General features: G+C 73.1%; 21 protein-coding genes. 8 read left to right on the top strand and 13 right to left on the bottom strand.

What is annotated here, in order from left to right; translation table 11 throughout:
• Positions 1 to 58 precede the first annotated feature (58 nt).
• From P1P70_RS17455 to P1P70_RS17425, 7 genes are all read right to left on the bottom strand, one after another.
• A complete protein-coding gene (locus P1P70_RS17455) occupies positions 59 to 1,792 on the bottom strand; it encodes an acyl-CoA dehydrogenase family protein (RefSeq protein WP_319238331.1) in 1,734 nt (577 codons plus the stop codon).
• Positions 1,793 to 2,032: 240 nt separating this feature from the next.
• A complete protein-coding gene (locus tag P1P70_RS17450) occupies positions 2,033 to 3,778 on the bottom strand; it encodes a fatty acyl-AMP ligase (protein WP_319238328.1) in 1,746 nt (581 codons plus the stop codon).
• On the bottom strand, positions 3,775 to 3,993 hold the full coding sequence (locus tag P1P70_RS17445; RefSeq protein WP_033277708.1) for an acyl-CoA carboxylase epsilon subunit: 219 nt from the start codon (positions 3,991 to 3,993) through the stop codon (positions 3,775 to 3,777). Before P1P70_RS17445 ends, P1P70_RS17450 begins: the two co-directional genes overlap by 4 nt.
• 316 nt (positions 3,994 to 4,309) lie before the next feature.
• The gene (locus P1P70_RS17440) at positions 4,310 to 5,299 is read right to left on the bottom strand and encodes an aromatase/cyclase (RefSeq protein WP_319238323.1); all 990 of its coding nucleotides are present in this window, start codon (positions 5,297 to 5,299) and stop codon (positions 4,310 to 4,312) included.
• Between the two features lie 120 nt (positions 5,300 to 5,419).
• A complete protein-coding gene (locus P1P70_RS17435) occupies positions 5,420 to 6,454 on the bottom strand; it encodes a ketoacyl-ACP synthase III family protein (RefSeq protein WP_319238321.1) in 1,035 nt (344 codons plus the stop codon).
• Between the two features lie 22 nt (positions 6,455 to 6,476).
• A complete protein-coding gene (gene cimA / locus P1P70_RS17430; protein ID WP_319238319.1) occupies positions 6,477 to 8,099 on the bottom strand; it encodes a citramalate synthase in 1,623 nt (540 codons plus the stop codon).
• A 139-nt stretch (positions 8,100 to 8,238) separates the two neighbouring features.
• Complete coding sequence (locus tag P1P70_RS17425) at positions 8,239 to 9,402, bottom strand: CaiB/BaiF CoA-transferase family protein (protein ID WP_319238316.1); 1,164 nt, start codon at positions 9,400 to 9,402, stop codon at positions 8,239 to 8,241.
• 190 nt (positions 9,403 to 9,592) lie between these two features.
• Between P1P70_RS17425 and P1P70_RS17420 the strand changes: the two genes are divergently transcribed.
• The 4 genes from P1P70_RS17420 to P1P70_RS17405 all read left to right on the top strand — a co-directional run bounded on the left by P1P70_RS17420 (position 9,593) and on the right by P1P70_RS17405 (position 14,133).
• Positions 9,593 to 10,087 carry an SRPBCC family protein gene (locus P1P70_RS17420; RefSeq protein ID WP_319238314.1) on the top strand — a complete coding sequence of 165 codons (495 nt, stop codon included), beginning with the start codon at positions 9,593 to 9,595 and terminating at the stop codon, positions 10,085 to 10,087.
• Positions 10,088 to 10,323: 236 nt separating this feature from the next.
• Entirely contained in the window at positions 10,324 to 11,451 is a 1,128-nt protein-coding gene (locus P1P70_RS17415; protein ID WP_319238311.1) for a hydrolase, read from the top strand.
• 59 nt (positions 11,452 to 11,510) lie between these two features.
• Positions 11,511 to 12,530 carry an NADP-dependent oxidoreductase gene (locus P1P70_RS17410; protein ID WP_319238308.1) on the top strand — a complete coding sequence of 340 codons (1,020 nt, stop codon included), beginning with the start codon at positions 11,511 to 11,513 and terminating at the stop codon, positions 12,528 to 12,530.
• Between the two features lie 52 nt (positions 12,531 to 12,582).
• Entirely contained in the window at positions 12,583 to 14,133 is a 1,551-nt protein-coding gene (locus tag P1P70_RS17405; protein ID WP_319238305.1) for an alpha/beta fold hydrolase, read from the top strand.
• Between the two features lie 318 nt (positions 14,134 to 14,451).
• On the opposite strand, the gene P1P70_RS17400 is transcribed toward P1P70_RS17405, so the two are convergent.
• The 5 genes from P1P70_RS17400 to P1P70_RS17380 form a co-directional block, all read right to left on the bottom strand.
• Complete coding sequence (locus tag P1P70_RS17400) at positions 14,452 to 15,657, bottom strand: NAD(P)/FAD-dependent oxidoreductase (RefSeq protein ID WP_319238302.1); 1,206 nt, start codon at positions 15,655 to 15,657, stop codon at positions 14,452 to 14,454.
• Between the two features lie 111 nt (positions 15,658 to 15,768).
• On the bottom strand, positions 15,769 to 16,101 hold the full coding sequence (locus P1P70_RS17395; protein WP_319238299.1) for a 2Fe-2S iron-sulfur cluster-binding protein: 333 nt from the start codon (positions 16,099 to 16,101) through the stop codon (positions 15,769 to 15,771).
• A gap of 8 nt (positions 16,102 to 16,109) precedes the next feature.
• The gene (locus P1P70_RS17390; protein WP_319238296.1) at positions 16,110 to 16,430 is read right to left on the bottom strand and encodes a 2Fe-2S iron-sulfur cluster-binding protein; all 321 of its coding nucleotides are present in this window, start codon (positions 16,428 to 16,430) and stop codon (positions 16,110 to 16,112) included.
• Positions 16,431 to 16,506: 76 nt separating this feature from the next.
• Positions 16,507 to 17,718 carry a cytochrome P450 gene (locus P1P70_RS17385; protein ID WP_319238293.1) on the bottom strand — a complete coding sequence of 404 codons (1,212 nt, stop codon included), beginning with the start codon at positions 17,716 to 17,718 and terminating at the stop codon, positions 16,507 to 16,509.
• Positions 17,719 to 17,755: 37 nt separating this feature from the next.
• Positions 17,756 to 19,282, bottom strand: coding sequence for an alpha/beta hydrolase (locus tag P1P70_RS17380; RefSeq protein WP_319238290.1), 1,527 nt, complete (start codon positions 19,280 to 19,282; stop codon positions 17,756 to 17,758).
• Between the two features lie 369 nt (positions 19,283 to 19,651).
• On the opposite strand from P1P70_RS17380, the gene P1P70_RS17375 reads away from it, so the two are divergent.
• From P1P70_RS17375 to P1P70_RS17360, 4 genes are all read left to right on the top strand, one after another.
• On the top strand, positions 19,652 to 20,437 hold the full coding sequence (locus P1P70_RS17375; RefSeq protein WP_319238288.1) for an SDR family NAD(P)-dependent oxidoreductase: 786 nt from the start codon (positions 19,652 to 19,654) through the stop codon (positions 20,435 to 20,437).
• 173 nt (positions 20,438 to 20,610) lie between these two features.
• Positions 20,611 to 21,165: a flavin reductase family protein gene (locus P1P70_RS17370; RefSeq protein ID WP_319238284.1), complete on the top strand. Its 555-nt coding sequence runs from the start codon at positions 20,611 to 20,613 to the stop codon at positions 21,163 to 21,165.
• Positions 21,162 to 22,094 (top strand): MBL fold metallo-hydrolase, encoded by a 933-nt coding sequence (locus P1P70_RS17365; RefSeq protein WP_319238282.1) that lies wholly within the window; start codon positions 21,162 to 21,164, stop codon positions 22,092 to 22,094. Before P1P70_RS17370 ends, P1P70_RS17365 begins: the two co-directional genes overlap by 4 nt.
• A 23-nt stretch (positions 22,095 to 22,117) precedes the next feature.
• Positions 22,118 to 22,306 (top strand): hypothetical protein, encoded by a 189-nt coding sequence (locus P1P70_RS17360; protein WP_319238279.1) that lies wholly within the window; start codon positions 22,118 to 22,120, stop codon positions 22,304 to 22,306.
• A gap of 130 nt (positions 22,307 to 22,436) precedes the next feature.
• Here P1P70_RS17360 and P1P70_RS17355 read toward each other — a convergent pair whose 3' ends face one another.
• The gene (locus tag P1P70_RS17355; RefSeq protein WP_319238277.1) at positions 22,437 to 22,904 is read right to left on the bottom strand and encodes a nuclear transport factor 2 family protein; all 468 of its coding nucleotides are present in this window, start codon (positions 22,902 to 22,904) and stop codon (positions 22,437 to 22,439) included.
• Between the last annotated feature and the right edge of the window lie 485 nt (positions 22,905 to 23,389).

Raw genomic sequence — 23,389 nt, 5'->3', positions numbered from 1 at the left:
CAAGGGTTTTTTTTGGGGGGGTAAGTTTGTTTTAAAGAACAGGGGATGCGCGGCCTGTTCAGGCGAGCGGCGAGCGGTAGAGGTCGTAGCTGCGGCGGTGGTGCAGCCGGGCCAGGGCCTCGTCGAGGGCGAGGCGTTCGCATACGGCGGGGCGGTCGGGCAGCGGCAGTCCGAGCCGGCGGACCAGCCGGTACAGCACTGCGGTGGCCCAGGCGGGGGCGGCGAGGAAGGGGTCGGCGCGGTCTTCGGGCGCGTGCCGCTGTTCGCGCCAGACGCCGAGGGCGGCGGCCCCGGCGAGCACGAGGGTGTAGCGGTCGGCGAGGCCGAAGCTATAGGGGCTGGACAGCGCGTCGCGGTCGCCCGGCCGCACCTGCTCGAAGGCCTTCTTCAGGTCGGCGAGTTCGCCCGTGAGCGCCCGGGCCAGGTGGCGCAGGGCGGGGCCGCCCGGCTCCTGCGCGCCCGGTCCGTCCGCCGCTTCGAGCAGGCCGGTGCAGGCCACCAGGGTCGCGGCGAGCGGGTCGCCGTCGCCGAGCAGGGCGGGCCGTGAGAGGTCGAGCGGGGGCAGCGGCTCGTGCGGGCGGAACAGGCCGGGCGGCGGTTCGGCCTCCGTGAACCAGGAGTGCCGGGCGAAGTACGGGAGCTGGGGCAGGATGCTGACCTGCCGGCCCGCGCTGCCCGCGTGGCCGAGCGAGGTGACCGGCAGATCGCGGCGCTGCTTCTGGAACATCCCGTACGCACCGTCCTGGGTGAATGTTTCTTCACCCAGGACGGTGGCCATCTCGTCCATGCTCTCGGCCACGAGCTTGGGCGCCAGGTACGCGGCGGCCGCGGCGTACGCGCTCATCTGCCGGGGCAGCAGATGCAGCGCCCGGGTCGCGACCAGGGCGAGGCAGTCGATCAGGAGCAGGTCGAGGAATCCGCCGGTGAGCACGTCGCGGACGTGCTGCACGTCCAGGGACGAACGGCCGTCGGCCCGGGTGCGGTGTGCGAAGCGGGCGACGGTGCGCAGGGCGGTCTCGGCCCCGGCCAGCACGATGGACGGGATGAGTCCGCGGATGAGCAGCGAGGAGCGCAGCGACAGCTCGTAGCCGTCACCGACCTCGCCGAGCACCGTGCTCAGCGGTACGGTGCAGTCGGTGATCCGCAGCCCGCCGAACTCCGCGCTGCGCATGCCCGTGGTGGCTCGCCGGCCCAGGTCCTCGACCCGGTCGGCGGGCAGGTCCTCGCGGTCGAGGAGCAGCACGCTGTGGCTGCGGCCGCGGGCGGCGTCCCGCATGCGGGCGAAGAGCACGAGGCCGGTGGCGCGCGAGGCGTTGGCGATGGCGGACTTGCTGCCGTCCACGACGAGGCCGCCGGGAACGGTGCGGGCGGTGAACTCGTCGCGTACGAAGTCGTTTCCGTGCGCCACTTCATGCCGTGCGACGGCGACGCGCTGCCCGCCGAGCAGCAGCCGGGCCGCGTGCTTGCGCTGTACGGCGTCGCCCGCGGTCCAGACGGGCGTGGTGGCGAAGAAGCAGTTGAGCCCGTAGCCGAAGCCGAGGGAGGCGTCGCGCCGGAAGACCGGGCGCAGGACGCGGCCGAGGTCGTCCATGCGCTCCAGGCGGCCGCCCACGTCGGCGGGCACGAACTCGGCGTTGAACTGCGCCCGGTCGAGGACCTGTTCGGCCTCGGGCAGCACCTCGCCCGCCGCGTCGGCGGCGAGCAGCGCCTCGGTGCCGAACGGGTTCGCGGGATCGTCCAGCGGCCCGAACGCCCGCTCGAGGCCGTCGGTCCGCTCCTCGGCCGTGGTCATCGCCGCCTCCTCACTCCTGCGTGCACTTCGCCCGCGCGCGACGCCCTGCCCGCCGGGGCGCCCGCACTCACCGGGCCGGGGCGGGACGGGCGGGCGAGAGCCCCGGCCGCACCGGGCGTCCGCGCCCGGCCGCCGGAGCTGTCGAAGCCGTCGGTCCGCTCCCCGGCCGCGTTCATCGCGCTCTCCCCGCCGTCGGGGCGGAGCCGCCCGCACCGGGTGCTCCGCGCCCCGGCGGCCCGGTCATCGCCGCTTCCCGGCCGCCAGGAGGAGTTCGACCTCGGGTTCCAGGCGCTGGTGCAGCGGGGCGAGTTCGCCGCGCAGGAAGAGCCGGCGCATGGCCGCGCGTTCGACCTTGCCGCTGGTGGTGCGGCGTACGGTGCCGGGCCGGACGAGCAGCACGCCGGCCGCGTGCACCTCGTACTCCTCGCTCACACGCTGCTGGACGGCGGTGGCGAGCGCCGCCAGGTCGATGTCGTAACGGCTGCGGACACGCAACTCCTGGACGATGACGATGCGTTCGCATGCGCCGGGCACCGAGAAGGCGGTGGCGGCGCCGAAGTGACCGCTGAGCTGCTGGACCGTGCGCTCCAGGTCCTGCGGATACAGGTTGCGCCCGGCGACGACGATCATGTCCTTGAGCCGGCCCGTGACGTGGAGCAGCCCGCCGTCCAGCGCGCCGAGGTCACCGGTGCGCAGATAGCCGCCGCCCCCGCCCTCGATCCGGCAGCCGAAGGCCGCCGCGGTCTCGGCGGGGCGCGCCCAGTAGCCGGGGCCGACGCTGTCGCCGCGGACCCAGATCTCGCCGATCCGGCCGTCCGGCAGCTCGCGGCAGGTCTCCGGATCGACGATGCGCAGGTCGGCGGAGGCGGGCGGCCCGCAGTGCGCGAGGTCATGGCCGGGGCCGGCGGGAGGCGCGAGCCGGCCGGTCTCCAGGGCCGCCGCGTCGACGGTACGGGCGGCGGCGGACGGGGCGGTGCGTGTGCCGGAGACCAGCAGGGTCGCCTCGGCCAGTCCGTAGCAGGGCGTCAGGGCGCCGGGCCGCAGACCGGCCGGGGCGAAGCGTTCGGCGAACTCCGTCATGGTCGCGGGGTCTATGGGTTCGCCGCCGTTGACCGCGACCTCCCAGCCGGACAGGTCGAGGCCCGCGAGCTGCGTGTCGTTGATCCTGCGCAGGCACAGGCGGTACGCGAAGTCCGGTGCGCCGCTGACCGTCAGGCCGTATGTCCCGATCGCCTCCAGCCAGTTCGCCGGCCGTTTGACGAACGTGGCCGGTGACATGAGCACGGAGGTGCCGCCGAGCCAGAGGGCGTGCAGGAGTTCGCCGACGAGCCCCATGTCGTGGTGCAGCGGCAGCCAGCCGCCCATCCGGATGCCGGGGCGCGTGCCGAGGGCGTCCTGGATGGCCCGCTGGTTGGCGAGCAGGCTGCGGTGCGTGACGATCACACCGCGCGGATCGCGGGTGGAGCCGGAGGTGTACTGGAGGTACGCGACCGTGTCCGGGCCGGGTACGAACGGCTCCGCGGGCTCGGGGGCGCCGGTGGCGGCGGGGCCGTCGGCCGGCAGGCAGACCACCTCGCCGTGGCCGGTGCGGGCGAGCAGCTGGGAGACCTCCGCGGCCTCGTCCGTGGAGGTGAGCACGCAGACCGCGGCCGCCTCCTTGACGATCCCGGCGATCCGGGCGTCGTGATGGCCACGGCCGCCGGGCGGGGCGACGGGCACGGCGACCGCGCCCGCGTACAGACAGGCCAGGAAGCCGGTGACGAACCGGGCGCGCGAGCGGTGCGCGATCAGCACCCGCTCCCCCGGCTCGACATGGCGGCGCAGCGCGGCCGCCAACGTGCGTGCCGCGCGGTCGAGTTCTCCGTACGCGATCGTCTGCGGCTCCATGCGGCCGTCGCGCTCGGTGAGGAGGATCAGCGCCTCCCGGTCCGGGGTCCTCGCGGCCTGGGCCTGAAGGTGTTCCGTAAAGGTCCGGTGTCCGCTCACGCCGCCCTCCCTTGTCGTGGCGCCGGCCGTGCGGCCCAGGTAACCGAGGGCCGGGCGTCACCGCGCTTGACGGTCCATCCGGCATAGGCCGCCCTGGTCGCCTCGTCGGGTTCGCCGGAGCGGCGGACCAGGGCGAGCAGAACGGCGGTCACGGCCGCGAGCTCGGCCTCGTCGGGCCGGCCGCGGAGCACGGTGATGCGCATCGGGTTCGCCATTCCGACAGCGTGCGCCGGGGTACTCGAACCGGACTCGTGGCGCGGACGCGGCGCGGAAGAGCCTCGGACGGGCCGCGGACGGGCCGCGGACGGGCCGCGGAAGGGCTCGGGAGGGGCTGCCGGACGGGCTCGGGAGGGGCCGTCTCAAGGGCCGTCGATGTGCAGGTGGGCGTGGTCCTGACGTGGGGTCCGGGCCTGTCCCTCACCCGCCCCGGAGCCGGCTCCGGGGCGGGCCCGGATCCGCCGGGAGCCGAGGACCTGAGGGGCCCTCGGCTCCGGTGCCGACGTGGGTGCGTGGGTGCGCATGGCCGGGAGGTCAGGCGGACCCGGCCCGTGTGCCCTCCGCGAACTCCTTCGCGTGCCGCAGCGTCGTCGAGCTGTTGGTCCCGAGCGCCTTGCGCACCAGCGCGCGGGCCTCGGCGAGCGTGGCCTGCGGGCCCAGGGCGGTGCGCACACCCGCCGGGTCCAGGGTCACGGTGTGCCACGAGGTGACCCGTACCGAACCGTCCCCGAGCGGCTCGATCACCCAGCGTCCGGTGTGCCCGGCCATCGCGACGGGCACCTTCAGCTGCTTGTAGACGATGAGGCCGCGGTCCTCGAAGCAGACCCGGACCGAGACGGTGTTGTGCGTGGAGCCGTCCGGGCTGCGGGTGTCCATGTCCATGTGCTGGATCCCGGGCTCGTCCTCGGTGAGGCCGAGGCGGGCCACGTGCGGCAGCCGCTCGGGCCACAGGTCGGCGCGGTCCAGGAAGGCGTAGACGTCACCGGCCGCCCCGAACACCATCTCGGAGTCGCTGAAGGTGAAGTGGAGTTCGGCGCGGTCCTCGCCCTGCTCGGCGGTGTTCTTGAGGGCGAGCAGCTCGGCGCGGCTGTTGGTGTCGACGGCGCTCGCGATGAGCGCCTCGGCGGCCGGGTCGTCGTCCACGGCCCGGTAGTCGTGCAGGAGCGTGACCCGCGTGGTGCCGTCCTCCAGCTCCTGGACCTGCCACTCGCCGCCCATCGAGGCGACGGGCGCGGCCGTGACGACCTGGCGGAAGCCGATGGTGCGGGCCGCCGGGTCGAGCACGCGGCGCGATGTCCAGGTGCGGACCCGGTCCTTGGCGACGGCCCAGATCCGCAGCAGCTGTTCGCCGCCCTCGGCCGGTGCCTCCTCCAGGACCTCGACGTGCACGGTCGGGCCGAACACCTGCGGCCATTCGGCGACATCGGCCACGAGGGCGTAGACCGCGGCGGGTGCGGCGGCCACGGTGATGGAGTGCTCCGTGACGTGGAGCGATGCGGTTTCGGACGTAGCGGTCGGCGCCACGGCTGACCTTCCCTTCGACGGTCCGCAGCAAGGCGGATCACAGGACCGGTGGACGACGTACGGGCGTAACTGGCGGTGATGCGAGGTGCATTCATACGGCCGGGTGCGGCCGGAGGTCCGCTATCCGGCGGCCCAGGCGGGGCGTTCGAGGATGTCGAGGACGGCGCAGCCCCAGCTGTAGCCCGCGCCGACGCTGACGAGGACGCACCGGTCGCCGGGCGCCGCCTTGCCGGAGACGAGCAGATGGTCGAGGCCGGCGAACTGGTCGCCCGCACCGAGATGGCCGACGGTGCGGCTGAACTCCCAGGTGGTGCGCGCCGGTTCGATACCGAACGGCTGGTAGTAGATGGAGGTCAGACGCCGCTTGCCGAAGTGCGGCAGCACCACCCAGTCTGCCTCGGCGAGTTCGCCGCCGGCCTCGGCCAGCGCCTGCTTGATGACCGTCTGCTGGCCCTGGTGCGCCCGCGTGATGGCGTACGAGATGCCGGTACGGCCGACGAAGGACTTCTTCGCGGCCTCGAAGTCCACCGGCATACGGTGGCCGAACGGTGCCGTGGTGAAGGGGTCCTCGCCGCGGTGCAGCGGCTCCAGGTCGGAGTCGGCGTGGAGCGCGAGCGAGACGAGGCGGGCGAAACCACCGCGCCGTGAGAGCACGAGCGAGGTGGCGCCGTCGGCGTACGGGGTGCCGGGGTCGGTGTTCCAGCGGTCGATGCCCGGGGCGCAGAACCGGTCGGCGGTGGTGATCAGTGCGTCGCCGTGGCCGTGGCCCGCCGTGAGGTACGCGGCGGCCAGGTCGACGGCGGCGAGTCCGCCATTGGACATCTGCCGGATCTCGATGGCCTGGCAGGTGTTGCCGAGCGTCTCGCGCTGGATGTACGAGGCGACGGGCCACAGATCCTGGCCCTGGTGGTAGGTGTCCGCGTGCAGCAGCAGACCGACGTCGCCACCGCCGGTGCCCGCCCTTTCGAGGACGGTCCGTGCGGCGGCCGCCGCCATCTCCGCGGCCGACTCGTCGGGCGAGTACGCCACCGACTCCATGCCGGTGGCCGCCGCCACGCGCGGCGGGCACTCCCCGGCGGCCACGGCGTCGGCCACCGCGAGGCGGGCGGGAAGCCGGGTGGAAGTCCCCCGTATGTACACGTCTTCCAGACGCACTGTCACTCCAAGAGGTCGGGGCTCAGCCCGTGGCTGCGGCCAGGGGCGGGGCGTCGTCGACCCGCCCGGGAGGTCCGTCGAGCAGGACGTAGTGGACGGCGTCGAGGAGCGCCTGCCAGCTGGCCGCCGTGGTGTTGCCGTCGACGCCGACGGTGCCCCAGCGGCGCCGCCCGTCCCGGTAGGAGATGAGCACACGGGCCGCGGCGCCGCTGCCGGTCTCCCCGCTGAGCACCCGCACCCGGTAGTCGGTGAGTTCGAGCCGGGCGAGGGAGGGGAAGCAGGGGTCGAGTGCCGTGTGCAGGGCGGTGTCCAGGGCGTTGACGGGCCCGTTGCCGTGGCCTGTCGCGGTGACGGTCCGGCCCTGGACGGTGAGGCGGACCGTGGCCTCCGTACGGACTTCCGTGCCCTGTGCGCCGGATACGCCGACGGACCACGACTCGACCTCGAACAGCCGGGGCCGGGGGCCGCCGTCGAGTTCCTCACGCAGCAGCAGTTCGAAGGAGGCGTCGGCGGACTCGAAGCTGTAGCCGCGGTTCTCCAGCTCCTTGACCCGGGTCGCGGCCCGGGCCACGGCGTCGGAGCCGGCCTCGACCGTGTACCCGAGTTCGCGTGCCTTCAGCTCGACCGAGGAGCGGCCGCCCATGTCGGATACGAGGGTGCGCATCGTGTTGCCGACCAGTTCGGGGGTGGTGTGCTGGTAAAGGTCGGGGTCGATGCGCAGCGCGGAGGCGTGCAGCCCGGCCTTGTGCGTGAACGCGGAGCCGCCGATGTACGGTGCGGCCGCCCGGGCCGGCACCTGGGTCACCTCGGTGACCGCCCGGCCGGTCGCGGCCAGGTCCCGCAGCCGCTCCAGCGGGACGACCTCGCGGCCGCGCTTGAGCACGAGGTTCGCGGTGACGGTGAACAGGTCGGCGTTGCCGCACCGTTCGCCGTAGCCGTGCGCGGTGCCCTGGGCGTGGACCGCTCCCGCGTCCACGGCGGCCATGGTGTTGGCGACGGCACAGCCGGTGTCGTTGTGGGCGTGGATGCCGAGCTGTACGCCGGTCAGGGCGAGGGTCTCGGCGACGACGGACCGCACCTCGTCGGGCAGGGAGCCGCCGTTGGTGTCGCACAGGACGACGGTCTCGGCGCCCGCCTCGGCGGCGGCGCGGACCACTTCGAGCGCGTACTCGCGGTTGAGCTGATAGCCGTCGAAGTAGTGCTCGGCGTCGACGAACACGCGCCGCCCGGCGAGTACGAGATACCGCACGGTGCCGGCGATCATGGCGAGGTTCTCGGCGAGCGTGGTGCGCAGCGCACTGCGCACATGACCGGTGTGGCTCTTGGCGACCAGGGTCACCACCGGGGTCCCGGCCTCCAGGAGCGCGCGCACCTGCGGGTCCAGCGCCGTGGGGACGCCGGGCCTGCGGGTGGCGCCGAAGGCGACGAGCCGGGCGCTCCGCAGGTCGAGTTCGGTGCGGGCGCGGCGGAAGAACTCGGTGTCCTTCGGTACGGCGCCCGGCCAGCCGCCCTCGATGAAGCCGACGCCGAGGGCGTCGAGCCGGCGGGCGACGGCGAGCTTGTCCTCGACCGTCAGCACCATGCCCTCCTGCTGGGTGCCGTCGCGCAGGGTCGTGTCGTAGAGCTGGAAGCTCTCCTCAGCCATCGCCGCTCCCTAAGTCTGGTGGCTGCAGGCCGGGGCCCTCCGACCCCGTGGCCGGCGTCTCCGGCTGCCGGGCCTCAGCGTCCGACGGGTGCACGGAGGACCGCTCGAGCCGAGGTCGAACCTGCAGGCTGTGGGCGGGTCATGGCCTGGGGCAGGGGTCGGAACGGCTTGGCTGCGCGGGGTCGGAGCGGCCGGTGTCCGCGGGTGCGGGGCCTGCTGCTGTGGGGCGTACGGCTTCGGGGCGTGCAGCTGCCGGGGCTACGGCTTCGTGGCGGAGGGCGGGCGTACGGCTGAAGCGCGGCGCCGGCGCGGCGGGGGCGCTGCCCCGGGCGCGCTGGTGCGGGTGGTCCGCCGCCTCGTCGAGACGCAGGACGGGGGTGACGCAGGCCTCGGTGTCCTCGAAACGGCGGGCCCAGGTGTCACGGTCGTGGCGCAGGAACCGGCCGGCGAACGCCCGGCGCAGGGCGGGCCAGTTGGCCGGGTCCGAACGGTCCGGCAGGAGGACGGGATCGAGGCCGAGGCCGTCGAGGAAGGCGGCGTAGAAGCGGTCCTCGAGGGCGCCGACCGCGACGTGGCCGCCGTCGGCGCAGGCGTAGCAGGTGTAGAAGGGGGCGCCGCCGTCGAGCAGGTTCGTGCCGCGTTCGTGCCGCCACCGGCCGGCGTCCGCCATCGCGACGACCATGCCCAGCAGACTGTTCACACCGTCCACGATCGACGCGTCGACGATCTGGCCGCGTCCGGAGCGGCCGCGCTCATGGAGCGCGGCGAGCACGCCCGCGACCAGGTACAGGGCGCCGCCGCCGAAGTCGCCGAGGAGGTTCACGGGCGGGACCGGGGGGCCGCCCGCCTCCCCCGTCGCGTACAACGCGCCGGTCAGGGCGAGGTAGTTGATGTCGTGGCCCGGGGTGAGGGCGAGCGGGCCGTCCTGGCCCCAGCCGGTCATCCTCGCGTAGACGAGCCGGGGGTTGCGCCGCAGGCAGGGCCCGGGGCCGATGCCGAGGCGTTCGGCGACCTGCGGGCGGAAGCCCTCGACGAGCACGTCGGCGCCGTCCACGAGGCGCAGCAGTTCCTCAGTGCCGGCCGGGTCCTTCAGATCGAGGGCCACCACGTGTCTGCCACGGTCGAGTTCGCGGTGCCACTCGGCGAACGACCGCTTGCCGTCGGCCCGTTCGACGCGCACCACCTCGGCGCCGAGATCGGCGAACAGCATGCAGGCGAAGGGGACGGGTCCGATCGCCGCGAGTTCGACCACCTTCAGGCCGTGCAGGGGGCCGGTCCGGCCGGCCGAAGCGGCTGCCGTCATCGGTGCTCCTCAGGGTCCGGGGCGCGGGAGGGCCGAGGATGACGGGACAAGCTCGCGTACGGGACGAGGCGCGGCGGATCCGGGGCGGCGGGCGCGGCGGCGCTCGAGCGGTGCGCGACGGACAGCCGAGGAACGTACCCAACCCTGGGGCTCCCCCGCCGACCCGCGGGGCTTCAGCGAGGAGGGATCCGTGTCCGAGCAAACCCCGCTCATCGGCGATGTCCGCAAGTCGGTGACCGTGCCGGCCAGTCCGGAGCAGTGCTTCGCGCTCTTCACCCAGAAGCCCGACCAGTGGTGGCCGCCGACGCATGTCCTGGTCAAGAAGGAGCGCGCGGGCCTCGCGTTCGAGCAGCGCCTCGGCGGCCGCTACTACGAATGGGATGTCGACGGGATCGAGGCGGTCTGGGGTCTCATCCTCGACTGGCAGCCCGGCCGCCGCGTGGTCATGACATGGCGGATCGACGGCAACTGGCAGTCGATCCCGGACGACGAGCGCGCCAGCCGCATCGAGGTCGACTTCACCGCGGCCGGTGACGGGCACACGCGCGTGGACCTCGCGCACGTCGAGCTGTACCGGCACGGTGAGGGCGCCGAGCGGATCTTCAAGGCGCTGGACGGCCCGAGTCCCGGCGAGACGCTCGCGCTGTTCGCGAAGGCGGTCGAGCGGAACATCGGCCGAGGCTGAGCGCTGAGGCCTTCCGCCGCACCACGGGTCCGCGCCGCCGTGTGCGTACGCCCCGTCCATGCCTGCCCGCGGGACGGACCGTTCGCCCCGCGCGTACGCGGAGCCGTCGCCGCGCCCGGCCCCTGCGCCCCTCCCTACCCCGACGCGTACGGCCCGTCCCGCGAAGCCCCCGGAGCCGCGCGGCATTTCCCGCGCACACCTCACCACCCGCATCCCTCACCCAGGAGGTCACGAGGATGTCGACCAGCACGCTCACCAGCACACCATCCACCGCCGGCCGGGTCCTCGACGTGGAGAAGGCGGGGGCGCTCGCGGCCCAGCACGCCGCCGAGGCCGACCGCACCGGGACGCTCGACCACGCCGTGGTGGACGCGCTGCGCGACGCCGGTTTCGCCCGGCACTTCGTCGGCGCGCGACGGGGCGGTACCGAGGGCACGTTCGCCGAGCTGACGCGCGCGGTGCGGAGCCTCGGCGAGAAATGCGCCGCGACCGCCTGGTGCGCGTCGCTCGCCGCGTACTCGGCCCGGTTCGCGGCGCATCTGCCGCAGGCGGGGCACGACGTGCTGTGGGGCGAGAGCCCCGACGCGTTCATCGCCACCGCGCTGATGCCCGGCGGGCGCGCCAAGGCAGTCGACGGCGGCTGGCGGCTCGAGGGCCGCTGGGCGTACGTGAGCGGTATCGACTTCGCGGACTGGGTGCTCGTCTGCGCCGCGGCCTCCGGCACCGGCGACTCCCCCGAGCTGCGCTTCTTCCTGCTGCCTCGGAGCGCCTGCACGGTCGACCGCACCTGGGACAGCATCGGCATGCGGGCGAGCGGCAGCCACACGGTCGCCGTGGCCGGCGCGCTCGTACCGGAGCACCTGTCGTTCGCGCGCGCCGATCTCGTCGCGGGCCGCAGCGCGTCCTCCGAACTCCCGGTGCACAACGTGCCCTTCCAGGCCGTCGGCGGAGTGACGTTCGTGGCGCCGATCGTGGGCGCCGCGACGGGCGCGCTGCACGCGGCCGCGGACGGTGTGGCGGGCCGGCGGCGCACCCACGCCGTGGAGAGCGCGCTGGTGAAGGCCTCGGCGCGGATCGAGGCGGCCGGTCTGCTCGTGGGACAGAACGCCGAGGTCCTGGACGAGCGCCGGTTCACCCCGGAGCTGATGGCCCGCAACGAGCGCAACGGCGCCGCCGCGGCCGAACTGCTGCAGGAGGCCCTCGGCCTCCTCATCCGCGGCGCGGGCACCGGCGGTCTCGGCGAAGGCCATGCGCTGCAGCGCTTCTGGCGGGACGTCACCTCGGCGAGCAGCCATATCGCCCTGCAGTACGACACCGCTGCCCGCACCACCTACTCGACGGTCCTGCTCGGCCCCGCGGACTAGGGCCTGTCCGGCACAAGACCCGACCAGCACCTGCCCGGCCTTCCCCAAGGAGTCATCCCATGCCCAGCACCGCCGTGCCGACCCGCACCCGCGAGATCCATCTCGCCGCGCGCCCCGACGGCGCGTACGCCCCGGAGAACCTAAAGCTCGTCGAGGCCGAACTGCCCGCGCCCGGCCCCGGCGAGATCGTCGTGCGCAACGACTGGATGCTGCTCGCGACCGCGTACCGCGAGCTGATGAGCGAGGACAACAAGCTGCCCCTGCCCGCGTTCGCCATCGGCGCGCCGCTCACCGGCCGTACGGTCGGCACGGTGCTGCGCTCGAACAGCCCCGACCTGGCCGAAGGCGATCTCGTCGAGCACTTCATGGGCTGGCGTGAGCACGTCGTCCTGCCCGCCGCGCAGGCCGTCAAGCGGGACGCCGCCCAGCTGCCGACGCCCGCGCACTTCCTCGCCAACGGGCCGACGGCCTGGCAGGGGATGGTGGACATCGCGGACGTGCAGGCCGGTGACACGGTGTTCGTCTCCGGCGCCACCAGCGGGGTCGGTTCGCTGGCGGGCCAGATCGCCAAGTGCCGTGGCGCCGGGCGGGTGATCGGCAGCACGGGCAGCAAGGAGAAGGTCCGCTACCTCGTGGAGGAGCTCGGCTTCGACGCCGCCTTCGACTACCACGACGGCCCGGTCCTCGACCGGCTGCGCGAGCTGGCGCCCGACGGGATCAACGTGTTCTTCGACAACGTCGGCGGTGAGCAGTTCGAGGCGGCCGTCCAGGTCGCCACCCCGTACGCGCGGTTCGCGCTGTGCGGCGCGCTCGGCAGTCAGCTCGGCGAGACCACCGGCCCCCGGCTCGACCTGCTCACCGCCATCGGCAAGCAGCTGGCCCTGCGTCCTTTCGCCTGCTTCCACACCCCGGACCAGATCGCGGTGTGGAACAAGCATTTCGCCCAGTGGCTGGACGAGGGCCGGTTCGTCTTCCCGCACACCGTCGTCGAGGGCGGACTGCCGTACGCGCCGCAGGCGTTGGCCGCGCTGCTCGACCGCTCGTACAGCGGCAACGTCGTCCTCTCCCTGCAGGCGTGACGGGGGCGGACCGCCGCCGAGCCGGTCGGCGGCATCGTCGGAAGGAAACGTGATGCCAGGCAGGACGCAGGACAGCGGGAGCACGGGCGGGACGGCGGTGCACGCCGGGCCGTCCGACGGCTGGGGACGCGACCCGGAGGACGCACGCCTCGAACGGTGCGCCATCGAGGTGCCGCTCGACTACGACGACCCCGACGGCGAACGGATCACGCTCGCCGTCACCCGGATCCGCGCGCTGGATCCGGCGCGGCGACGCGGCGTGCTCGTCGGGCTCAACGGCGGACCGGGCGGGAACCAAGGGCTCGGCCGTTTCATGCCGTTGCGGCTCGCGGACACGCCCGTGCACGAGGTCTACGACCTCATCGGGTTCGATCCGCGCGGCTGGGGCGCCTCGGCGCCGCTGATGCGCGAGGTCGTGCAGGGCAAGGCGCCCTGGTCCTCCCGTCCCTCGGACGAGGAGTTCGCGCAGCTCGCCGAGGACATGAAGGCCGTCGAGGAGGGCGCGGCCCGCGCCGGCGGCACACTGCGGGCGCACATCACCACCCGCAACGTGGCCCGCGATCTCGACCGGATCCGCCGCACGCTCGGTGAGGACCGCATCAGCTATCTCGGCTACGCGTACGGGACGTACCTGGGTTCCGTCTACGCCTCGATGTTCGGCGAGCACCTCGACCGGCACGTCTTCGACTCGTGCGTGGACCCGGGTGCGGTGTGGCGCGGCCAGTACACGTCCCAGGCGGAGGCGATCCGCGCCAACGTGGACGCCTGGGCCGCCTGGGCGGGCGAGCGTGACGGGGTCTTCGGCCTGGGCACGGACGGCGACGCGGTGATCGCGAGCGTGGAACGGCTGGCCGCCGCCCTGCACGCCTCCCCCGTCGGCGGGGTCGACCGGACCGTCCTGGACGGCGCGGTCGGCAACGGCGCCACGCACCGCCCGCTGTGGGACCAGCTCGCCCTGCTCGTCGTCGCCCTCACCGCCGGGGACGCCCGGGCGGCGCAGACGGCCTGGCTGCTCGCGGCCCCGGACGGCGAACAGCCGAAGCCGGGCGACACGCACTTCCCCGGCCTCGTGGAGGCGACGACCTGCGAAGGGGTCTGGTCCCGGGACCTGGAGACGTACTTCGCCGACATGCGCGACTTCCGCGACCGCTGCCCGTACGGCTACGGGGTCTCGCGCGCCCAGCCGTGGGTCGCGACCTTCCGTACGGACCGGCCGCGTGAGGCCATGACCGTGCTGCGCGGGGACAACTGCGCCCCCGGGCTCATCGTGGCCGCCGAGGGCAATCCGACGCTGGCCCACCGCGGCGGGCGGGCGATGGCCACCCTGTTCGGCGACCGGCTCGTCACGGTCGCGGACGACGGCAGCAACGAGATGTTCGCCGTCCGCGGCAACAGTGCCGTCGACGCGCTCGTCACCGCCTACTTCGTCGACGGCCGGCTCCCGGACACGGACGTGACGGTCGCGGGCACCCCGCGTCCGGCGCCGGAGGCGACGGCGGCGCAGGACGGGCCCGGTGCGGCGGACCTCGTCGCGAAGGGGCCCGACGCGGAGACCGTGGGCAGCTACCTGGCGGCTTTCCGCGCGGCGGCCGCGCGCCCCTGAACCGCACGCCGCCGCACCGCACGACGAAGGTCCGCCGCCCGTTCCGGAAGGGACGGGCGGCGGCCCCGTCTGTTTGCTGCCGCGCTGAGCCGGGCCGTACGAGCCGATGCCGCACAAGCCGATACCGTACGAGCCGATGCCGCGCGAAGCCGATGCTGCACAGGTCGATGCCGCACAGGTCGATGCCGCACAGGTCGATGCGCCGCGCGAAGCCGACGCCGCACAAGTCGATGCCGCACGAACAAGCCCGCTCCGCCTGCGAGTTGCCCCGCACGAAAGCCGGCCCCCACACGGGGGCCGGCGTCGTACGGACAGGACTCAGACCGCGGCCGCGGCTGCGGCCGCCACCGGCACCCGCAGCGCCGCAAGCTCCCGGCGTGCCTTGATGTGGTCGGCCGGCCGGTTGACCGACTCGACGCCGAGCAGCCGGCCGCCTTGGTAGCAGCGCACCGAGAAGCGGCCGGAGGCCGGATCCCCGTCCGTCTCGCAGCGGTCGTGTCCCGTCGTGAGCCCGGCGATCTGGAGCTTCGCCGCGTACTGGTCCGTCCAGAACCACGGCACCGCGGTGTACCCAGGCGCGTCGGCGCCCATCAGGAACGCGGCCACGTACTTGCCCTGGTCGGTCGCGTTCTGCACGGACTCCAGGCGCAGCGACCCCGTACCGGCCGGGTCGGGGAAGCGGGCGCAGTCGCCGATGGCGTGGATCCGCGGGTCGCCGGTGCGCAGGTGCTCGTCCACGACCACGCCGTCGGCGACGTCCAGTCCGGCCATCTCGGCGAGCGCGGTCTCCGGGCGGACGCCGACGCCGACGACCACGACGTCCGCGGGTAGTCCGGTCCCGTCGGCCAGCAGCACCTCCACGGCGGCCTCCCGGGACACCCCGTCGAGGGCGGTGACCTGCCGGCCGAACAGGATGCGGACCCCGTTCTCGCGGTGCAGCCGCAGCAGATGCTCGGACACGGGCCGCGAGACCGCGCGGGCGATCACCCGGTCGAGGGCCTCTACCACGGTCACCTCGCAGCCGAGGCCGCGGGCCGTGGCGGCGACCTCCAGGCCGGTGAAGCCGGCGCCGATGACGACGACGCGGCTGCCCGGCTGCAGCTTCGTGCGCAGCCGGGTCGCGTCGTCGACGGTCCTGAGCACGCGGACGGCAGGGTGTCCGCTGCCGGGGACCGGGAGGTGGCGGGGTGTGCTGCCGGTGGCGAGGATCAGCCGGTCGTACGGCAGCGAGCCGCCGGACGACAGCGCGACCGAGGCGTCGGCCCGGTCCACGGCCACGGCGTGCGTGTCCTGGACGAGGCTGATGCGCCGGTCGTCGAGGAAGGCGGGGGCGCGCAGCGTCAGGTCGTCGGTGCCGGCGGTCCCCGCCAGGAAGCGCTTGGACAGCGGCGGCCGGTCGTACGGAGCCTCGGACTCGGCGCACACGACGTCGAGCCGCCCCTCGAACCCGTGCTCCCGCAGCGAGAGGGCGGCCTGCAGGCCCGCCTGCCCGCCCCCGACCACCACGATGGGACGTCCGGTCATTGATCCTCCCTGATTCGAGTGAGTACGCCCTGAATGTGCCGATGCGCGCTGGAGGATGCCTCAAGAGGGGATCGCGGGGGCGGGCCGTGCGAGACCGCAGGTGAACGGCGTCTAGACAGGCGGAAGCTGGTAATCGGGCAGCTCCACTTCGAGGCTGTCCAGCTCCTCGCCAACGGGGATCTGGCACCCCAGCCGGCTCGTCGGCCGCCGCGGTACGGCGGTCGTGTCGAGCACCTCGGATTCGAGCGGATGCAGCGGGGTCACCCGGTCCGCGTCGCTCGCGTCGACGAAGACATGGCAGGTCCCGCACTGCCCGGCGCCACCGCACTCACCGACGACGCCCCGCACGCCGTTGAGCACGGCGCCCCGCATCACGGTGCTGCCGACGGGCACGTCGACGGTGTCGCTGGTGCCGTCCGTACGGCTGTAAGTGATCTTTGCCATGAGTACCCCTAGACCTGGGTCGCCGGGAGAGTCACGACGAGGGAGTCGAGCTCTTCGGTGACAGGAAGCTGGCAGGACAGCCGGCTGTTCGGCTTGCGGGGACTCGAGGTGCAGTCGAGCAGCTCGCCCTCGTTCTCGTCGATCTCGGGCAGCGGGACCGGGCTGTGGTCGACGTACACGTGGCAGGTGGCGCAGATGCCGTCGCCTCCGCACTCGCCTTCGATGCCCTCGACCCCGTTGGTGAGCGCCCCCCGCATGACGGTGCTGCCGACGGGCACGTCGAGGACCGTGACGGTGCCGTCCGGTTGCCGGTAGGTGACGGTGGCCATGAAGGTCTCCCCTCCAGTTTTGTCGAAGGGGGCGCGCGGCCGCGGACGTAGCCGCGGCCGCGCGCCCCGGCGGGACCTACCAGGTGACGGGCATCTCGTAGACGCCGTACATGACGTTGCCGTCCTTGTAGCGCAGTTCGCTCCAGTGCTTGGCGAGCCGCAGGTCGGGGATGCGCCGGAACAGCGTCGTCATGACGATCTCCAGCTCGGTGCGGGCGATGTCGGAGCCGATGCAGTGGTGCAGACCGTGCCCGAACGCGAGGTGGTTGCGGTCGCCGCGCTCCAGGTCGAACGTGTCGGGGTCCTCGAAGACCCGCGGGTCGCGGTTGGCCGACATGCCCACGAGGATGAGGCCCTCGCCCTTGCGCACCAGGACGTCGCCGACCTGCATGTCCTCCATCGCGATGCGCGAGGTGGCCAGGTCGCCGGGCGAGAGGTAGCGCAGCAGCTCCTCGACCGCGCCCGGCACGAGCTCCGGGTTCGCCTTCAGCCGCTCCAGCTGCTCGGGGTGTTCGAGCAGGGTCATGACGCCGATGGCGATCATCGCGGTGCTGGTCTCGTGGCCGCCGTTCATCAGCAGCCGGGTGAGGTTGCACATCTCGCGTCGGTCGTACATGTCCTGGTCGCGGTACTTCTTGATCATCCGGCTGATGAGGTCCTCGCCGGGGTCGTTCTCCTTGCTGATGACCAGCTCTTCCAGATAGCGGCCGACCCGCTCGATGGCCTCGGCACGCTGCTTGGCGCTGCTGGCGCCGCCGAACAGGATCTCGGTGCAGGAGTGCAGGAAGGCCTGGTCCTTGTTGGGGATGCCGAGGATGCCGCACATGATCGTGAGCGGCACCTTCAGGGCCAGCTCGCCGACGAGGTCGACGGGCGGCCCGAGTTCGAGCATGGTGTCGATGCACTCGTCGACGATCTCCTGCATACGCGGACGCATGTCGAGGACGCGCTTCTTCGTGAACGCTCCGGACAGCGCCGCCATCCGGCGGTGCACGGTGTGCTTGGGCGGGTCCCAGCCGATGAACGAGCAGTCGGTCTTGAACTGCTCGGGGATCTCTATGTAGTACGGGAATCCCTCGTGGGCGCGGGCGGAGCTGGACCGGGGGTCGGCGAGCACCTGTTTGATCAGGTCGTAGCGGGTGACCACCCAGGCCGTGCGCCCGGTCGCCAGGGGCACCTTGCGCACCGGGGCGTCGGATTCGCGTACCTCGGCGTACTGGTCCGGCGGGGCCATCGGGCAGCCGCGGTGCCAGGGGAAGGCGGGCAGTTCGGTCGCGTTCGTGGTCAAGGTCGGCCTCTTCTCTCGGGTCGCAGGTCCAGGACGCTCAGCGCCGCTTGGCCGCCGCGCGGTACTCGGTGAGGTAGTGCTTGACGTGCTCGGTGTCGGGCAGGCGCGGGCCGGAACCGGCCGCCCGGGCCGGGTCGACGGCGGGGCGCGGGGTGCCGGGAACGGTGACATCGGCCTCGGGCAGCCGGCCGTCGACCAGGTAGCCGGTGACGAGAGCGTCGACGGCGGCGTTGCCGCGTACGGCGAACATCTCGTTGCTGCCGTCGTCCTCGACCGTGACCAGCCGGTCGTCGACGAGGGCGGCCATGGCGGCGCCCCCGGCGTGCGACAGCATGGGGTTGCCCGCCGCGTGGACCACGAGGCCGGGGCCGTACCTCTCGCGCGTCACGCGCGTCATGGGCTCGCGCGGCTTGTCCTCGCGGAAGGCGACGACCCACGGCTGGGCGCGCATCACGCCGTTCCCGTACGGATAGCGCTCACGGAAGAGCCGCATGTCGGCGAAGTAGGTCTCCAGGTCCGTGGGCCACTCGGCCTCGGCCGTGATCGCCTCGACGAGACCGGAGGTGTGCGTCTGGCCGGGCGCGGGCTGCTCCCACTCGGAGGCGGCGAACAGCCAGGCGGCCTCGACGGCGGCATGGTTGCGGTCCCTCAGACCTCGTACGGTGTCGGCGAGTTGGTCCCACAGCGGGCGGTGCTGGGCGCCGTTGCCCACGATGCCGTCGAAGAACGTACGGTCCAGGCCGCAGAACGGCTCGGCGTGCAGGGCGGCGGCGGTCTCCTCGATGCCCGCGATCACCGCGTCGCCGTCGCCGCCCAGGCCGAACACGCCGTCGCGCTCGCCCACCCAGGCCGCCCAGACGTCCACGTTCGCGCGGATCGCCTCGGCCTGCGCCATGTACTGGCCGCGCCACAGACCGCCCGGGTCGACGCTGGAGTCGAAGACGTGCCGGTCGACGTGCTCGCCGAACAGCGTCCCGTAGACGGAGGCCGGGTAGGTGGCGTCCGCGTACGCGAGGAGGCTGATCCGGTCCTCGCCGAGCGCGACGCGGATCCGGTCGAGGTCGCGGGCCACGTTCCGGGTGGTGATGTGCGCGCGCAGTGTGCCGCCGGCGCGGGCCGCGCCTTCCTCGGTCGCCCGTACGTCCTCGGCGATCTGCGCGAAGTCCTCGTCCGCGGGACGCGACGACCACGGCGCCTTGCCCTGCACGACCTCGCGCAGCACCGGCGCCGAGGCGCCCCAGCCGCGCGTGTCGAACCCGACCAGGTCGTACACCTCGTGCACGGCGGTCCCCGCGAGGCGCAACGGCATGAACCGGCCCTGCGCGTTGTGGCCGCCGGGTCCGCCGTTGAACGCGACCAGCACTCCGCGCCGCTTCGCCGGGTCGAGCGCCGGGATGCGGCCGACCGCGACGGTGATGTGCTCGCCGTCGGGGTCCTCGTAGTCGAGCGGGACCTCGACCTCGGCGAACTGCAGCGCACTGCCGTCCGGGTCGGCGCGCCAGAGAGGACCGTCGTCGGGGCGGGCCGCCGGCGGCGCCGGTGAGGCATCAGCGATGGGGTTCACGTGTTCCTACCTCCGTGAGTGGGTGCCTGCGGCAGCTGCCCCGCCGCGTGCGTCGGCCTGGCAGACAGAGTGCGCCGCGCGGCTCGACGGGCTCTTGAGTCCCGGCAGATGCCCGCGTGCCCGACGGCGCGCCGCCCGCGCCTCGTCCCGCCCCGTCGCCCGTCGCCGCGTCGAAGGGCGCCCACGCTGAGGGGACTTCCTGGTCCCGGCGTCGAGCGCGGGTGGAGCGGGCGGCTCCACGGCGGGTCCACCGGCGCACGAGAACTGCGCAAGGCCCCGGGCCCACCGTCGGGCTTCCGGACGGATCGCCCCGGGCGATACGGATCCGCCCGGGCGCCACGGATCGACACGAGCGATGGGGAGTGCACGATGACAGACACGGGACAACGAGTTGCCTTCGTCACCGGTGCGACCAGCGGCATCGGCCTGGCCGTGACAGAGCTGCTCGCCCGGCAGGGCGTCGCGGTGTTCGGTGTGGCGCGCGGCGCCGAGAGCGTGCGCACCGTGGTCAAGCAGCTGCGCGAGGAGGGCCTCGAGGTGGCCGGCGCCGTGTGCGACGTGACTTCGCCGGAGCAGATCAGGGAGGCCGTACGGGCGGCGGTGGCCGAGTACGGACGGATCGGCATCCTCGTGAACAACGCGGGCCGGGGCGGCGGCGGGGTGACGGCCGAGATCGAGGACTCCCTCTGGGACGACGTGATCGAGACCAACCTCAACGGCACGTTCCGCGTCACCCGCGAGGTGCTGAGCACCGGTCTGATGCGGGACGGTGACTGGGGGCGGATCATCAACATCGCGTCCACCGGCGGCAAGCAGGGCGTCGAACTCGCCGCCCCCTACTCGGCCTCCAAGCACGGCGTCATCGGCTTCACCAAGGCCGTGGGCAAGGAACTCGCGCAGACCGGCATCACGGTCAACGCCGTCTGCCCCGGTTACGTCGAGACGCCCATGGCCCAGCGCGTACGCCAGGGCTACGCGGGCCACTACGGCGTGAGCGAGCAGGAGATCCAGGAGAAGTTCAACGCGAAGATCCCGCTGGGCCGTTACTCCACCCCCGAGGAGGTGGCCGGCCTGGTCGGCTATCTGACCTCCGACACGGCCGCGTCGATCACCGCCCAGGCGCTCAACGTGTGCGGCGGGCTGGGCAATTACTGAGTCGCGACCAGGGGGTGTCCGGCGGATCACGCCGCGGACGCGGCGGCCCGGCACGCCCCTCTGATCGTTCAAGGCGCCGTAGCCCGAAGACGGCCTGACCCGCCCGACACCGCCGGCCCGCCCGGCCGCTTCCGTACGGCCTGTGGCACGAGCAGATTCGGAGTACCCCTGACATGACTGCTGTGACCGATACGACCCCTGTGACGTCGGCGCGGGCCGAGCCCGACGCGGACGCCTTCCGTGCCGCGATGGGCCGCTTCCCCACCGGCGTCACCCTCCTCACCCAGGGCAGCGGCGACGACACCATCGTCATGACGCTCAACAGCCTGACCTCGGTGTCGCTCGACCCGATGCTGATCCTGGTGTCCGTCAAGGCCGACGGGCGGATGCGGCCGCGCATCTCGCGGGCCGGCAGCTTCGCCGTGAGCGTCCTGACGGCGGCGCAGCGCGGCCTGGCCCAGGAGTTCTGCCGCCCCGACCGCTGCGAGGGCTGGGCCGCGATGCTGCGGCTCGCCGCCGAGAAGGGCATCACCGGCAACGCCGTCCTGCCGGCCGCGGAGATGTCGGTCGAGTGCGTGCTCGACGCCGAGCACGAGGCCGGTGACCACACCCTCCTCATCGGCCGGGTGGTCGCCCTGCACGGCGGCGGGTCCGAGCCCGACCCGCTTCTCTTCCACCGGGGCCGCTTCGGCGAGCTGCCCGCCGTATCCGAGAAGGAGCACGCATGACCACCGCTCAGGCCCCGAAGGTGGCACCGCACGGACGGCTGGTGCCGGTGGCCGAGGACGTCCACGCCTTCGTCCAGCCGGAGGGCGGCTGGTGCCTCAACAACGCGGGGCTCGTCGCCGACGGCGGCCGCTCCGTCCTCATCGACACGGCCGCCACCGAGGCCCGCACCCGGCGGCTGCGCGAGGAGACCGCCCGGATCGTCCCCGGCGGCCCCGACTACGTCGTCAATACGCACTTCCACGGCGACCACACCTTCGGCAACGGCCAGTTCGCGGACCGCGGTTCCGTGATCGTGGCCCATGCGGGGACCCGTTCCGACACCGAGGAGGCGGGCCTCGGCCTGCGCCGGCTGTGGCCGGATGTGGAGTGGGGCGAGACCCCGCTGACCCTGCCCACGCTCACCTTCCGCGACGAACTCACCCTGCACGGCGACAAGGTGCGCACCGAACTCCTCCACGTGGGCCCCGCCCACACGGCGAACGACGTCGTGGCGTGGGTGCCGGAGCGTTCGGTCCTGTTCACCGGCGACGTGGTCTGGTCGGACGTGACCCCGTACCTCCTCATGGGCTCGGTGAGCGGTTCCCTGCGCGCCCTGTACGAGCTGCGGGCCCTCGGCCCGTCGGTGGTCGTCCCCGGCCACGGGCCGGTCGGCGGCCCGGAACTCCTCGACTCGACCGAGGCGTACCTGCGCCTGCTCCAGGACCTGGCCGCCGACGGTCTGCGCCGCGGCATCAGCGCCCTGCAGGCCGCACGCGAGGCGGACATCGGGGCGTTCGCCGGCCTCCTCGACCCCGAACGCCTGGTCGGAAACCTGCACCGCGCCTACGCCGAACTCGAAGGCCTCGCCCCGGGCGCCCGTATCGACGTAGCGGCCTCCTTCAAGGAGATGGTCGCTTTCCGCGGGGGGCTGCCGGCCTGCCACGCGTGAACCGACTCAAAGAGGAGTCACACATGAACACGAAGCTGAAGCCGCAGACGGAGACGGTCCCGGACACGACAGTCCTGCCCCAACTCCCTCTCCTGACGCGCCCGTCGGAGCGCACGGCACCGGCCCAGGAACCCGCCTGGGTCGCCCTGCTCCTGGCCGGCGACCCGGACGACGACGGGAGCGAACCGCACATCTGCCGGGGGATCGACTGACGGCAGGCGCGGCCCGCACACGATTCGGCGCATGGACGAGGGGCCCAACTCCCGTACCGGAGCGGGCCCTTCGTCCATGCGCCGAATCCGCACAGTCGAGACGAATACGCGACACTCAAGAGGCCGACGCTCAAGAAGCGGCGGGCGCACCCGGCAGACCGGGCACATCCCGGTGGATCACACGCGACCGCGTCAGCAGCCGGCCGTCCACCCGCACCAGAACGTCCTCGACGGTGAAGGTCGGCTGGAAGGACACTTTCCCTTCCCTGTCGACCTGGGTCACCAGCGTGTAGTACGAGACCCGCACCGTGTCCTCGTCGGCCGCGTCGGCCTCGATGAGCAGATGCCCGAACCAGTGCCGTACGGCGATGTCCTTGTACCGCGGCAGCTTGGCCCGCATCCCGGCGACCATCTCGTCCCGCCCGGTCTGCTTGTGCCCGTCCGCGTGCACGACTTCACCGTCGTCCGTGAACGTAGCGGCGAACCCTTCGATGTCCAGGGCGTCGACCCGTCGCATCTGCTGCGCGTAGAAGCTCTGTACCTCGGCGTACAGGTCACCCGTCACCTGCTGCCGAACCGCCCCGACGGCCTGCGTCATGACCACTCCCTTCCCGACGGCGGCCCTGCTGGCGACACCGTCTTCAGCAGGGTGGCGGGGACGGCTTCAGCGTCACTGGAGGGGGACTCGGGACACCCGACGGTACGCCGATGCGGGCGCATCCGGACACGTCACGCCGACCGCCGTGAACGTCACCGCCACGAACATGGCCACCGACGCGATGACGGCAACCGGCCCGATCCCCCCGACGGGGGCGGACGGGGGCGTTCGTCTGCGGCGCGGCGAACCCTCCGGGCACCGCGCACACCAGGAGCCGGTCACCCACCCCGGCGTCGGCAGGACATGCCCACCCACCGCAACGAACTCCGACTCCCTGAGCTTGACTCTGTCGGGGATCTTGGAGTTTCGCGGTGCGGCAGCATGGTCAACGGGCATGCTCGGGTAGTTCCGTTGGCCGATGCAGCTGTCGAGGTGCTCGTTGTCCCTCCGCCCCCGTTCCGGTGAGCAAGTCCCGCCTCTGACTG

The organism is Streptomyces sp. MB09-02B (assembly GCF_033794485.1).
Lineage (GTDB): Bacteria > Actinomycetota > Actinomycetes > Streptomycetales > Streptomycetaceae > Streptomyces.
Note: the sequence above shows the minus strand (reverse complement) of the source record. Positions and strands in the feature narration are given on the sequence as shown.

Bases quoted from the DNA above. Each gene is read 5' to 3' on its own strand.
- P1P70_RS17455 (WP_319238331.1), bottom strand. From the start codon at position 1,792: ATGACCACGGCCGAGGAGCGGACCGACGGCCTCGAGCGGGCGTTCGGG.
- P1P70_RS17445 (WP_033277708.1), bottom strand. From the start codon at position 3,993: ATGGCGAACCCGATGCGCATCACCGTGCTCCGCGGCCGGCCCGACGAG.
- cimA (WP_319238319.1), bottom strand. From the start codon at position 8,099: ATGGCTGAGGAGAGCTTCCAGCTCTACGACACGACCCTGCGCGACGGC.
- P1P70_RS17425 (WP_319238316.1), bottom strand. From the start codon at position 9,402: ATGACGGCAGCCGCTTCGGCCGGCCGGACCGGCCCCCTGCACGGCCTG.
- P1P70_RS17415 (WP_319238311.1), top strand. From the start codon at position 10,324: ATGTCGACCAGCACGCTCACCAGCACACCATCCACCGCCGGCCGGGTC.
- P1P70_RS17410 (WP_319238308.1), top strand. From the start codon at position 11,511: ATGCCCAGCACCGCCGTGCCGACCCGCACCCGCGAGATCCATCTCGCC.
- P1P70_RS17405 (WP_319238305.1), top strand. From the start codon at position 12,583: ATGCCAGGCAGGACGCAGGACAGCGGGAGCACGGGCGGGACGGCGGTG.
- P1P70_RS17400 (WP_319238302.1), bottom strand. From the start codon at position 15,657: ATGACCGGACGTCCCATCGTGGTGGTCGGGGGCGGGCAGGCGGGCCTG.
- P1P70_RS17395 (WP_319238299.1), bottom strand. From the start codon at position 16,101: ATGGCAAAGATCACTTACAGCCGTACGGACGGCACCAGCGACACCGTC.
- P1P70_RS17390 (WP_319238296.1), bottom strand. From the start codon at position 16,430: ATGGCCACCGTCACCTACCGGCAACCGGACGGCACCGTCACGGTCCTC.
- P1P70_RS17375 (WP_319238288.1), top strand. From the start codon at position 19,652: ATGACAGACACGGGACAACGAGTTGCCTTCGTCACCGGTGCGACCAGC.
- P1P70_RS17370 (WP_319238284.1), top strand. From the start codon at position 20,611: ATGACTGCTGTGACCGATACGACCCCTGTGACGTCGGCGCGGGCCGAG.
- P1P70_RS17365 (WP_319238282.1), top strand. From the start codon at position 21,162: ATGACCACCGCTCAGGCCCCGAAGGTGGCACCGCACGGACGGCTGGTG.
- P1P70_RS17360 (WP_319238279.1), top strand. From the start codon at position 22,118: ATGAACACGAAGCTGAAGCCGCAGACGGAGACGGTCCCGGACACGACA.
- P1P70_RS17355 (WP_319238277.1), bottom strand. From the start codon at position 22,904: ATGACGCAGGCCGTCGGGGCGGTTCGGCAGCAGGTGACGGGTGACCTG.